General features: G+C 58.3%; 18 protein-coding genes. 2 read left to right on the forward strand and 16 right to left on the reverse strand.

Going from position 1 to position 11,395, the window contains the following annotated elements:
• Both HMPREF3011_RS08755 and rplN read right to left on the reverse strand, forming a co-directional pair.
• Window positions 1-74 (reverse strand): KOW motif-containing protein (locus HMPREF3011_RS08755; protein ID WP_210401657.1); only part of this gene is annotated, 74 nt, incomplete at its 3' end.
• Window positions 75-443 (reverse strand): 50S ribosomal protein L14, encoded by a 369-nt coding sequence (gene rplN, locus HMPREF3011_RS08760; RefSeq protein WP_038627660.1) that lies wholly within the window; start codon window positions 441-443, stop codon window positions 75-77.
• A gap of 296 nt (window positions 444-739) precedes the next feature.
• Between rplN and HMPREF3011_RS08765 the strand changes: the two genes are divergently transcribed.
• Both HMPREF3011_RS08765 and HMPREF3011_RS08770 read left to right on the forward strand, forming a co-directional pair.
• Complete coding sequence (locus HMPREF3011_RS08765) at window positions 740-1,981, forward strand: multidrug effflux MFS transporter (RefSeq protein ID WP_049180780.1); 1,242 nt, start codon at window positions 740-742, stop codon at window positions 1,979-1,981.
• Window positions 1,982-2,110: 129 nt separating this feature from the next.
• Window positions 2,111-2,827: a VIT1/CCC1 transporter family protein gene (locus HMPREF3011_RS08770; protein ID WP_038627657.1), complete on the forward strand. Its 717-nt coding sequence runs from the start codon at window positions 2,111-2,113 to the stop codon at window positions 2,825-2,827.
• 44 nt (window positions 2,828-2,871) lie between these two features.
• Here HMPREF3011_RS08770 and HMPREF3011_RS08775 read toward each other — a convergent pair whose 3' ends face one another.
• The 14 genes from HMPREF3011_RS08775 to rpsJ all read right to left on the reverse strand — a co-directional run bounded on the left by HMPREF3011_RS08775 (window position 2,872) and on the right by rpsJ (window position 11,167).
• Window positions 2,872-3,654, reverse strand: coding sequence for a formate/nitrite transporter family protein (locus tag HMPREF3011_RS08775; RefSeq protein ID WP_038627654.1), 783 nt, complete (start codon window positions 3,652-3,654; stop codon window positions 2,872-2,874).
• Window positions 3,655-3,756: 102 nt separating this feature from the next.
• Window positions 3,757-4,413, reverse strand: a complete 657-nt coding sequence (locus HMPREF3011_RS08780) for a class I SAM-dependent methyltransferase (protein ID WP_049180779.1) — start codon at window positions 4,411-4,413, stop codon at window positions 3,757-3,759.
• A 53-nt stretch (window positions 4,414-4,466) separates the two neighbouring features.
• Window positions 4,467-5,816 (reverse strand): magnesium transporter, encoded by a 1,350-nt coding sequence (gene mgtE, locus HMPREF3011_RS08785; RefSeq protein WP_038627650.1) that lies wholly within the window; start codon window positions 5,814-5,816, stop codon window positions 4,467-4,469.
• Window positions 5,817-6,014: 198 nt separating this feature from the next.
• Complete coding sequence (rpsQ, locus tag HMPREF3011_RS08790) at window positions 6,015-6,293, reverse strand: 30S ribosomal protein S17 (protein WP_005509926.1); 279 nt, start codon at window positions 6,291-6,293, stop codon at window positions 6,015-6,017.
• Window positions 6,290-6,526 carry a 50S ribosomal protein L29 gene (gene rpmC / locus HMPREF3011_RS08795; RefSeq protein ID WP_005509851.1) on the reverse strand — a complete coding sequence of 79 codons (237 nt, stop codon included), beginning with the start codon at window positions 6,524-6,526 and terminating at the stop codon, window positions 6,290-6,292. Before rpmC ends, rpsQ begins: the two co-directional genes overlap by 4 nt.
• Window positions 6,526-6,942: a 50S ribosomal protein L16 gene (rplP, locus tag HMPREF3011_RS08800; protein WP_005509813.1), complete on the reverse strand. Its 417-nt coding sequence runs from the start codon at window positions 6,940-6,942 to the stop codon at window positions 6,526-6,528. The genes rpmC and rplP overlap by 1 nt, the downstream gene beginning before the upstream one ends.
• A 3-nt stretch (window positions 6,943-6,945) precedes the next feature.
• Window positions 6,946-7,686 carry a 30S ribosomal protein S3 gene (gene rpsC / locus HMPREF3011_RS08805; RefSeq protein WP_005509954.1) on the reverse strand — a complete coding sequence of 247 codons (741 nt, stop codon included), beginning with the start codon at window positions 7,684-7,686 and terminating at the stop codon, window positions 6,946-6,948.
• Window positions 7,686-8,048, reverse strand: coding sequence for a 50S ribosomal protein L22 (gene rplV / locus HMPREF3011_RS08810; protein WP_005509775.1), 363 nt, complete (start codon window positions 8,046-8,048; stop codon window positions 7,686-7,688). The genes rpsC and rplV overlap by 1 nt, the downstream gene beginning before the upstream one ends.
• 3 nt (window positions 8,049-8,051) lie before the next feature.
• On the reverse strand, window positions 8,052-8,330 hold the full coding sequence (gene rpsS / locus HMPREF3011_RS08815) for a 30S ribosomal protein S19 (RefSeq protein WP_005509882.1): 279 nt from the start codon (window positions 8,328-8,330) through the stop codon (window positions 8,052-8,054).
• A 14-nt stretch (window positions 8,331-8,344) separates the two neighbouring features.
• The gene (gene rplB / locus HMPREF3011_RS08820; protein ID WP_005509800.1) at window positions 8,345-9,187 is read right to left on the reverse strand and encodes a 50S ribosomal protein L2; all 843 of its coding nucleotides are present in this window, start codon (window positions 9,185-9,187) and stop codon (window positions 8,345-8,347) included.
• 37 nt (window positions 9,188-9,224) lie between these two features.
• On the reverse strand, window positions 9,225-9,530 hold the full coding sequence (rplW, locus tag HMPREF3011_RS08825; RefSeq protein ID WP_038627647.1) for a 50S ribosomal protein L23: 306 nt from the start codon (window positions 9,528-9,530) through the stop codon (window positions 9,225-9,227).
• Entirely contained in the window at window positions 9,530-10,177 is a 648-nt protein-coding gene (rplD, locus tag HMPREF3011_RS08830; RefSeq protein ID WP_038627645.1) for a 50S ribosomal protein L4, read from the reverse strand. Before rplD ends, rplW begins: the two co-directional genes overlap by 1 nt.
• Window positions 10,174-10,830, reverse strand: coding sequence for a 50S ribosomal protein L3 (rplC, locus tag HMPREF3011_RS08835; RefSeq protein ID WP_005509762.1), 657 nt, complete (start codon window positions 10,828-10,830; stop codon window positions 10,174-10,176). Before rplC ends, rplD begins: the two co-directional genes overlap by 4 nt.
• 31 nt (window positions 10,831-10,861) lie before the next feature.
• Complete coding sequence (rpsJ, locus tag HMPREF3011_RS08840; protein WP_003938093.1) at window positions 10,862-11,167, reverse strand: 30S ribosomal protein S10; 306 nt, start codon at window positions 11,165-11,167, stop codon at window positions 10,862-10,864.
• Between the last annotated feature and the right edge of the window lie 228 nt (window positions 11,168-11,395).

Raw genomic sequence — 11,395 nt, forward strand, 5'->3', positions numbered from 1 at the left:
TCGATGACCTTGCCCTGAGCACCCTTGTCCGGACCGGAGATAACCAGCACGGTATCGCCCTTACGGATCTTCACTTAAATCACCTCCGGTGCGAGCGAGACAATCTTCATGAACTTCTTGTCACGCAGCTCACGCGCGACCGGGCCGAAAATACGGGTGCCCTTTGGCTCACCGTCGGCCTTGATGATGACAGCTGCATTCTCGTCGAACGAGATGTAGGAGCCGTCCGGACGACGGGTCTCCTTCTTCGCACGGACGATGACTGCCTTAACAATTTCGCCTGCCTTGACGTTGCCGCCCGGAGTAGCTTCCTTGACAGTTGCGACAATGGTGTCGCCAATGCCAGCGAAGCGTCGGGTCGAGCCGCCGAGAACGCGGATGCACTGGATTTCACGTGCACCAGTGTTGTCGGCAACGCGCAGACGGGATTCCTGCTGAATCACTGCGTTTCTCCTGACCTGGTTGCATTGTGCGTCAGATTTCCGTCCTAAACGCACGCGGTCTTTATGTCTTGTGTTTACGCTTTACGACGAAAGCACCTGCTAGAGGCAACTTCATATCGCTTTGACCCCATGCTAGCTACGGTCATAGACCGTTGAGAGCAGCACGCAGCCACTTCGCGCAACCTGTGTATTATGGCACGTTCGTGCGGGACAACAAAATCCCTTAGTTTCATGCCCCCAACATGGTTTATACCCTCCGCAGCAACCCTATTCCGCGGAAACCCTAGACTGAGACAGTGACAAATCCACATTCCGAGAACGCTCAGACACAGCCAGCACAGACGCTTCCGGTATCGCTACTTGCCGGGTTAGCCTTATTATCCGCCGCCGCCCCGTTCGGCGCAGATACATACCTGGCCTCCTTCGTGGAGATAGCCAAGGAGTTCTCCACAACCGAGTCAATGGTTCAGCTCACTCTGGCAACCTTCATGATCGGTATGGCTGCAGGGCAGCTCGTCATTGGCGCTCTCTCCGATAGTTTGGGCCGTAGGAAGTTGCTTCTCATTGCGACTTTGGTGTTCTTGGGCTCGTCAATCCTCTGTGCAATAGCACCGAATATTGGCACGCTTATTGCAATGCGCCTGTTCCAGGGGTTAGCTGGTGGCTCCACAGTGGTTCTGGCTCGTGCTGTAGTCCCAGACCTCTTGAAGGGCAAGGCATCAGCGAGAGCTTTCTCGACGCTGATGGGCATTTCCTCCATCGCCCCGGCAATCGCTCCCCTTGTGGGTGGCTTTCTGGGCCCCGCATTCGGCTGGCGCAGCGTGTTCTGGTTTCTCGCAGCCATCAACGTCGCGATGGTCGCGATTGTGTTTCTGATGGTTCCGGAAACTCTACCGCCAGAGCGACGCTCCACAGGCTCTCTGCGCAATCTCCTGCCCAATATCGGCAGGCTGCTACAGCGGCCCGTATTTGTCGGCTACTTGTTAGCTTTCGCTGGTGGCTTCTCGGTGATGTTCTCCTATATCGCTGCGTCACCCTTTATCTTCCAGGAGCTGCTGGGGCTCACCCCTACTCAGTTCTCTCTCGTGTTCGCATCCAATGCAGCGATGTTGACCTTTGTGTCAATCCTCAACGGCAAGATGATCAACCGGCTTCATCCCCGCAAGGGCATTTTAGTTGCACTCACGGTCATGCTCGTGACGTCGATAGGCCTGATTGTTAATGCCATAGTCGGGATTAACTTCTTCACTACTTGGCTGTTGCTGTTCATTACGGTACCGATGATGCCGCTGATCTTCGCCAATGCCACAGCACTCGGAATTGAGGAGGTTCGAGATATCGGAATTGGCTCAGGTTCCGGCCTCATGGGCTTCGCACAGTTCCTCGCGGCCGCCACGGTTTCCCCGTTGGTGGGGCTTGGTTCCAATCTGCCTTTATCAATGGCCATATCAATGTTGACCTGCGCGCTGATTGCGCTGATCGCGGTATTGACATTGACGCACGACGGCCTCCGCAAACACCCACATAAGCTGGCATAAAACTACATACGAGAGGACTGCCCTCGTTTCACTTCACTGGTTGAGAATGTGCCCGAATCGGCATTAAATCGATGGTGAGGCCTCGTACCACCCGTAGGCGTGAGGCTGACATGGGAGAAAGGTCCTGCCATGACCACGTACGCGCATCCTCATGAACCGCATAAGTCTTCTGAGACGTCGAAGCTCAACTGGCTTCGCGCCGGAGTCCTCGGAGCCAACGACGGCATCGTCTCCACTGCTCTAATCTTGCTCAGCGTGATTGCAGCAGGTTCTTCTCGCGAAGCCATTCTGACTGCTGGTGCCGCCGCCGTTATCGCTGGTGCTATCTCGATGGCTCTGGGGGAATACGTCTCGGTTTCAACTCAGCGCGATACTGAGCGAGCACTGATTGCCAAAGAAAAGGCCGAGCTCAAGGACTTTCCAGATGAAGAGCATAAGGAGCTCGTGGGGATTCTCTCTGGCTACGGCATCCCACAACATATCGCCGAAGATGCTGCCCACGGCATCGCACAAAATGATCCGCTGGCAGCTCACCTAAAGCTGGAATTGGGCATTGACGGCGAGGAACTTACCAACCCCTGGGCGGCTGCTGGTTCTTCGGCACTGTCGTTCCTACTCGGCGCCATCCTGCCGATGATTGCGGCTCTGGTGTTCACCGGCCCCACCTCCGGCGCGATTGCGGTCACCGTTGTCACCATCGTGACGTTGGCCTTGACCGGCTACATCAGCGCCAAGCTCAGCTCCACGCACTCCGGCAAGGCTGCGCTACGTCTGGTCATCGGTGGCGCGCTCGGTTTGATTGTGTCCTACTTCGTCGGCCTGCTCTTCGGGCAGGCCGTCGGATAGCCCTTGAGATAGGTCGTCGGATAGGCTCCGGCAAAGCTCAAAAGCTAATCAACATAGCTGGTCTTCGTCTGGTTCAACCAGGCGTAGACCGCGCCAATTCCCAGGCCACCGCCTACGAAGTTGCCCAACCACACTGCCACCCAGTTGCCTGTAATGTGCAGGCCATCGAAGCCGGCAGGACGCGGATCGGCGAAAAAGGCCAAGGAAAACAGCGAGAAGTTCGCAATCACATGCTCAAGCCCGAGCCCAACGAACACCGCAATAATCGGCAGAATCACAGCGAACTTCGAAATGATTTCTTTGGCTTGTAGCGCGCCTAAAACAGCCATATTGACCACGAAGTTCGCGCCCATCGCCTCTACGAAAGCACCGAAGAACGGCTTGGCCAGCTTCCCCTCGGTCAAGGTGGAAATCAGATGTGTGTCATCAATCCCACCGAGTTTGGCGCTCTGGCTTAGCACCAGCGCCACAATCGCGGCACCGATGAAGTTGTAGAACGTGGCGACGGCCACCATCCGAAGAGCCACTCCCCACGGCATGCGACCGCGTGCAGCGGACCAGGACACAAACATCATGCTGCCAGTCGCCAGCTCTGCACCGAGCACCACAATGGCGAACAGTCCAAGCCCGAACAGGCACGCAAAGACCAGTCCCCCAGTGCCCGGAGCAACAGCTTCGGCCACTTGGCCAGCTACCGCTGCAAAGGCCGTTCCCAACGTCAGATACATGCCCGCCAGGACCGCTCGAACCGCAAAACGCCCGTAGTCCTGCGTCATCAGTTCCTGTTTTTTGTCACCAGCCGTATCCAGCGTTTCGTATAGCGTCACCGCCGAAGCCTTCCCTGCGTGCCGTTAATTGCAGTTATTCGCATAAAAGAATAACGATAGTCCGGCACGGAATCGCAACCGCTTTACGACGATCACAGCTCTCTACCCCCGTTCAAGCACTGCAACCAGGAACTGAGACTCATCCTCAAACGGACGAAGATCCCACGTCGAATAACGCTGAATCACGGTGAGCCCCGCCTCCTGCGCAGTGGTTTCAAAATCCGCAAAGTCCCAGCCACGGCCGGCACCGAAGCCGATGATGGCACGACCGCCCTCCGGATTCAGTGCCGCTGCGAAGGCCTGCAGTACCTTCGTGCGGTCTTCTGGCGCTACGAAGGTCAGGACATTGCCGGGGCAAATGATGACATCGAAAGCGGATGCCGTGTCATCGTGGGGCGTGTTCTCGAGGCCGTCGTCAAGCACGTGCGCCAATTGCGCCAAATCCCCTACCAACCACGTCGCGTCCGGGAACTGGCGTTTCGCCTCATCGATGAGATAGGGGTCGACATCGACGCCCATGACTCGGTGCCCAGCCTTCGCCAGGTAACCGCCCACGCGCCCCTGTCCGCAGCCGGCATCTAGAATTCGAGCGTGGCGTGGCGCCATCGCATCCACCAGCCGCGCCTCGCCATCGATATCGCGGCCCTCGCGCACGAATCCCCGCCACCGGTTGGCGTAGCGCCGAGAATGCTGCGGATCGGCGGCAATAATTTCTTTCCAAGTGCGGTGATTGTGGGTGCCATTGCTCATGGCCACCATTATGGCGCAGCTGGACACTTTTTATGTATCGGTGCAGCTGCGCACCGTGGGGTCTAAATCCCCAGTACCGACTTAGCGATCAGGAAGTAGATAATCAGACCGGAGGCATCAACAAGCGTCGTAATAAACGGGTTCGCGAAGACTGCTGGGTCAATGCCGAACTTCTTACCAATCAGCGGCATGATGCCACCGACGGTTGCCGCGAGGGTACAAATACCCAGCAGCGTCAGGCCGATAACGAGGCCGATGTCCCAACCGTAGAACAATCCAGCCAATAGTAGGCCTAGAGAACCAAGCAATAGACCGAGGAACGCGCCGACCCTCACCTCTCGGAGAATGACCTTGAATATATCTCGCGGTTGGACATCCCCCAGCGCCAACGCACGCGTAATCGTAGTTGCAGCCTGGTTACCGGTATTGCCACCTGTACCAATCAGCAGCGGTACGAACACTGAGAGAACGACCATCTGAGACAGAGTCTCTTCGAAGGTTTCCAGGACTTGCACGGTCAATGTCGCACCGATTGCCAGCACGAGCAACCAGACCACACGAGAGCGAACAATCTCAAAGATTGGCGTAGCAAGGTACGGCAAGCGCAGTGGCTCAGAACCGGAAATACGAGCTTGGTCCTCGGAATCTGCTTCCTCCAGAATCCGGAGTGCGTCGTCCACCGTGAGCAGGCCGATAACACGCTGCTCGCTATCGACGATCGGTAGAGCTAAGCGCTTACGATTGGCGCACATGCGAGCCACCTTCTCTTCGGACTCGGTGGCCTCTGCGTAGTCGGCCTTCCTCAAAATTGCCGACACATGGATATCACGGTCGGCGCGCATCAAATCACGAAGACTTACCACGCCCATCAGTCGGCGATTCCGGTTCGACACCGGCAAGGTGTAGATAGACTCGGCATCATCCAGATGCTTGCAGACGGTCTCGAGGGCTTTCCCCACCGTCATGTCGTCGTGAAGCGATACCAGCTCCGGGCTCATACGGCGGCCAATGGAACCGTCGGGGTAGCCGAGAACAATGTTGGTGAGCTCGCGCTCATCATCCGGCAAATCGGCCAGCAGCTTTGAAGCAACCGAGGCTGGTAGCTCATCGAGCAACTCAGCTCGGTCGTCCGGTTCCATCTCCGCAAAGACTGCGGTGACTTCAGGATCACGGAGGCTGTCGATCAGATGCGCCTGCAGCGCTGAGTCCAGCTCATCGAAGGTTTCAACCGCCGTGTCTTTCGGCAGTGTGCGGTAGAACAGCGCACGTTCCTCATGGCTGAGGCGGCGCATCTTTCGAGCGGCAGCTTTGGGCTCAACATCAGTTAAGAGCCGCGACAATGTCGCCACGTCGTGTGAGCGAAGCGCGGACTCCAGGTCTCGATCATCAATCCTGGTCACGTCAGTAGTCACCGAACTTCTCCCCTCACAAAGCACAAATCGTCGCCAATGCTATCAGAGATAAAACCCAGCAAACCTGCACTGAAGAGACTAGAAACACGAAGAAACATGGCTTGCCAAAAACAAAACCCCGCCACAGAAAACACTTGCGTGTTTCCCGCGGCGGGGTTCTCGTTGTAAAGCCCTAGCTGTTTAGTTAGCCAACGGGTCTTACTTAGCCTTCTCGACGATCTCGATCAGGCGGTAGTGCTTGTCCTTGGAGAGCGGACGGCACTCTTCGATGCGGACGCGGTCGCCCACGCCAGCCTCTTCGTTCTCGTCGTGCGCCTTGACCTTGGAGTTCGTGCGCATGATCTTGCCGTACAGGGCGTGCTGCTTGCGGTCCTCGAGCTCGACAACGATGGTCTTCTGCATCTTGTCGGACACGACGTAACCGGTGCGCACCTTACGTGCGCCAGCCTCGGTGGTGTTCATGTTTTCCTCACTCATGCTGCATCACCATCGGTTGGTGCAGCAGACAGGCCGAGCTCGCGCTCACGCATAACGGTGTAAATGCGAGCAATATCCTTGCGGACAGTGCGGAGACGGCGGTTGTTGGTCAGCTGACCGGTAGCGCTCTGGAAACGGAGGTTGAACAGCTCCTCCTTAGACTCCTTGAGCTTGGCAACCAGGTCATCGTTATCCAGCGAGCGAAGCTCGTGGGCGGGAATGCCGTTCGACATCAGTACTGATCCTCCTTCCGAACGATTCGGGTCTTAATCGGCAGCTTAGCGCCTGCGCGCTTCAGTGCCTCGATAGCAACTGCCTCGTCCGGGTAGGACATCTCGAACATGATGCGACCCGGCTTGACGTTTGCAACCCACTTTTCGACCGGGCCCTTACCGGAACCCATACGAACACCCAGTGGCTTCTGGGTCAGCGGGCGGTCCGGAAAAATCTGGATCCAGACCTTACCACCACGCTTGACGTGGCGGTTGATGGCAATACGCGCTGCCTCAATCTGACGGTTGGTGATGTAGGCCGGCTCGAGAGCCTGGAGACCGTATTCACCGAAAGTCACCTTGTTGCCGCCCTTGGACATACCAGAACGGGTCGGGCGGTGCTGACGACGGAACTTAACGCGCTTCGGGATGAGCATGAATTAGCCCTCCTTCTTCTCAGATGCACGCTGACGACGCTTGCCACCGCGACGCGGGCGGTCGTTGCCGCGACGCTGGCGGGCGTTGCCGGCGTTGATCTCGGACTCGCGACGGCCACCGATCACGTCACCCTTGTAGATCCACACCTTGACGCCAATGCGACCGAAGGTGGTGTGAGCTTCGTGGGTGCCGTAGTCGATCTCCGCACGCAGGGTGTGCAGCGGAACGCGACCCTCGTGGTAGCGCTCGGTGCGGCCCATCTCGGCACCGCCGAGACGACCGGAGCAGACAACCTTGATGCCCTTGACGTGCGGCTGACGCATTGCAGACTGGATAGCCTTGCGCATTGCACGACGGAAAGCGACACGGTTGGCGAGCTGCTCAGCGATGGACTGAGCAACCAGCTTCGCATCCGCGTCAATGTTCTTGACCTCGAGGATGTTCAGCTGAACCTGCTTGCCGGTGAGCTTCTCGAGCTGGCCGCGAATGCGGTCAGCCTCGGAGCCACGACGACCGATAACGATGCCCGGGCGTGCGGTGTGGATGTCGACGCGCACGCGGTCACGGGTGCGCTCGATAACGACATCGGAGATGCCGGCGCGTTCAAGACCGGTGGACAGCAGATCGCGGATCTTGATGTCCTCGGCCAGGTAGTCAGCGTACTGCTTGTCGGCGTACCAGCGGGACTTCCAGTCGCTGGAAATACCGAGGCGAAGACCGTGTGGATGGATCTTCTGTCCCACTATCGGTCACCTTCCTTCTGGCTCTCGACGACCACGGTGATGTGGCTGGTGCGCTTGCGGACGTGGAAAGCACGGCCCTGCGCACGCGGGCGGAAGCGCTTCATGGTCGGTCCCTCGTTGGCGTAAGCCTCGGAGATGACCAGAGTACGACGGTCCAGGCCGAAGTTGTTCTCAGCATTTGCAGCTGCAGACGCAACAACCTTGGCAACTGGATCAGCAGCACCCTGCGGTGCGTACTCCAGGATGTTCAGTGCCTCGTCGACGGACTTACCGCGAACGGTGTCCAGGACGCGACGTGCCTTCATCGGAGTAACGCGGACGAAGCGCGCAGTTGCGCGTGCAGAAGTAATGTCGTTGCTCATGGCTTATCGACGTCCCTTCTTGTCATCCTTGACGTGACCCTTGAAGGTCTTGGTCGGGGCGAATTCGCCCAGCTTGTGGCCGACCATAGAGTCATCCACGAACACCGGCACGTGCTTGCGACCGTCGTGAACGGCGAAGGTGTGGCCGATGAAATCGGGGAGAATCGTGGAGCGGCGAGACCAGGTCTTGATGACCTGCTTGGTGCCCTTCTCGTTCTGTGCATCGACCTTCGCGAGGAGGTGCTCATCGACGAACGGGCCCTTCTTAAGGCTGCGTGGCATTCTCAGTTCCCTCCTTAGCGCTTCTTATTCTTGTTGGTACGACGGCGACGAACGATCAGCTGGTCGCTCGGGCGGTTCGGCTTACGGGTGCGGCCTTCCTTCTGGCCCCACGGGGAAACCGGGTGGCGACCACCGGAGGTCTTACCCTCACCACCACCGTGCGGGTGGTCGACCGGGTTCATGACAACACCGCGGACAGTCGGGCGCCAGCCCTTCCAGCGCATACGGCCGGCCTTGCCCCAACGAATGTTGATCTGATCCTGATTTCCGACCTCACCGACGGTTGCGCGGCAACGAGCGTCAACGCGACGAATCTCAGAAGAAGGCATACGCAGAACTGCGTACTTGCCTTCCTTACCGAGAAGCTGAATAGAAGCACCAGCAGAACGTGCCAGCTGTGCACCGGCACCCGGCTTGAGCTCCACGCAGTGAATGGTGGAACCGGTCGGGATGTTACGCAGCGGCAGGTTGTTGCCAACCTTGATGTCGGCATTAGCGCCAGACTCAACGATGGCACCCTGCTTCAGGTTCTTCGGAGCGATGATGTAGCGCTTCTCACCGTCTGCGTAGTGCAACAGTGCGATGTTGGCGGTACGGTTCGGGTCGTACTCGATGTGAGCGACCTTTGCCGGAATGCCGTCCTTGTCATTACGACGGAAGTCGATGACACGGTACTGGCGCTTGTGTCCGCCACCCTTGTGGCGAGTGGTGATGTGGCCGTGTACGTTACGGCCACCAGTCTTCGACAGCGGGCGCAGCAGAGACTTCTCAGGAGTCGAGCGAGTAACCTCGCTGAACTCGGAGACGGAGCTCTGGCGGCGACCCGGCGTAGTCGGCTTGTACTTACGAATAGCCATACTTTTGCTCTTCCTTAACTTCCTCGTCGGCTAGCGGCTAGGCTGCCGAACCGCCGAAGATGTCGATGGGATCGCTGCCGGCCGCGAGAGTCACGTAGGCGCGCTTGGTGTTCTTGCGCTTGCCGTAGCCGGTGCGGGAACGCTTGCGCTTGCCCTCACGGTTGAGGGTGTTGACGGAAGCGACCTTGACACCGAAAATCTCCTGGACCGCGATCTTGATCTGGGTCTTGTTAGCGTCGGTGTGAACCAGGAACGTGTAAACGCCCTGCTCCATGAGTCCGTAGGACTTCTCAGACACTACCGGTGCAACAATGATGTCGCGGGGATCTGCGATGGTAGCCATTACTTCTCCTCCTTACCGGCGGTGCGAGTGATGAAGTCATTAAGCGCCTGAACGGCGAAGATGACGTCATCGGCCTTCAGAACGTCGTAGGTGTTCAGCTGATCCTCAGACAGGATGTGGACACCTGGCAGGTTACGAACCGACTTCCACGAGTTGACGTCCTCGCGTGGCAGAACGACGAGCACGTTGTTGCGCTCAGTCAGACGCTCGACGAAAGTACGAGCTGCCTTGGTGGACGGGGTCTGGCCTGGGACCAGTTCCTCGACAACGTGGATGCGGTCGTGGCGAGCACGGTCAGAGAGTGCGCCACGCAGTGCAGCTGCAATCATCTTCTTCGGGGTGCGCTGGCTGTAGTCGCGCGGCACCGGGCCGTGGACAATGCCACCGCCGGTCCAGTGCGGAGCACGGATCGAACCCTGACGAGCGCGACCGGTACCCTTCTGGCGCCACGGCTTGCGGCCACCGCCGCGAACCTCGCCGCGGGTCTTGACCTTGTGGGTGCCCTGGCGAGCTGCTGCACGCTGCGCGACAACAACCTGGTGCATCAGGGCGATGGACACCTCCGCGTCGAACACGGAAGCAGGAAGCTCAACCGAACCGTTCACGCCGCCTTCAGCGGTGTGTACGTCTAGCTTGAGGTTGGTCATGCGTGAGCACCACCCTTCGTGGCAGTCTTAACAACCAGCAGGCCGCCGCGTGCACCCGGAACTGCGCCCTTGATGAGCAGCAGGTTCGCGTCAGCGTCAACCTTCTGGATCTTCAGGTTCTGGGTTGTGACCCGGTCGTTACCCATGCGGCCTGCCATGCGCTTGCCCTTGAAGACGCGTCCTGGCGTGGCGCAGGCGCCAATGCCACCAACACGACGGTGAGCAGCCTGGTTACCGTGAGCAGCACCCTGGCCAGCAAAGCCGTGGCGCTTCATACCACCGGCAAAGCCGTGGCCCTTGGAGGTACCAGTGACGTCGACGTACTCAATTTCGCCAAAGATGTCGACACCAACGGACTGGCCGACCTCGTAAGAGGAAGCGTCCGGGGTGCGAATCTCGACGCTGTGGCGACGCGGGGTCACACCGGCCTTCTTGAAGTGGCCGGCCTCCGGCTTGTTGACCTTACGTGGGTCAATTTCGCCGTATGCAATCTGGACGGCGTCGTAGCCGTCGGTTTCCTTAGTGCGCACCTGAGTCACTACGCACGGCCCAGCCTCAACGACGGTAACCGGAACAACGCGGTTTTCCTCGTCGAAGATCTGAGTCATACCGAGCTTCGTGCCCAGGATGCCCTTGATCTCGTTTTCACTCATTTATCTTGTCTCCGCTACCAAAAGTCCAGGATCACTGAATGTTCACATCGACACTTGCCGGAAGGTCAATGCGCATAAGTGCATCGACGGTCTTCGGCGTTGGATCGAGAATGTCGATCAGACGCTTGTGAGTGCGCATCTCGAAGTGCTCGCGCGAGTCCTTGTACTTGTGCGGCGAACGGATAACGCAGTAAACGTTCTTTTCGGTTGGCAACGGCACCGGGCCAACGACGCGTGCACCCGTACGGGTAACGGTCTCCACGATCTTTCGCGCAGAAGCGTCGATAGCCTCGTGGTCGTAGGCCTTGAGCCTGATGCGGATCTTCTGTCCGGCCACGCTTGTCCTCTCCTCGGTCGGCGCGCCCCAATTAAAGGGGCGTCGACCCTGTCAATGTTTCTCGACGCCGTCAGCAACTATGGCCAGCGCCAGAAATTAAAACTGGGTTGTGCATTACTTCAAAGCGATTTCGTCTTCGATCGTCATGGCAAATTAACTTTTGGCCATGACCCGAGCGGACGAATAACGCCTTGCACTCAAATCCCAGTGGAAAACATGTCCCCCCCC

Origin of the sequence: Corynebacterium sp. HMSC074C04 (genome assembly GCF_001838295.1) — a bacterium.
GTDB lineage: Bacteria > Actinomycetota > Actinomycetes > Mycobacteriales > Mycobacteriaceae > Corynebacterium > Corynebacterium amycolatum.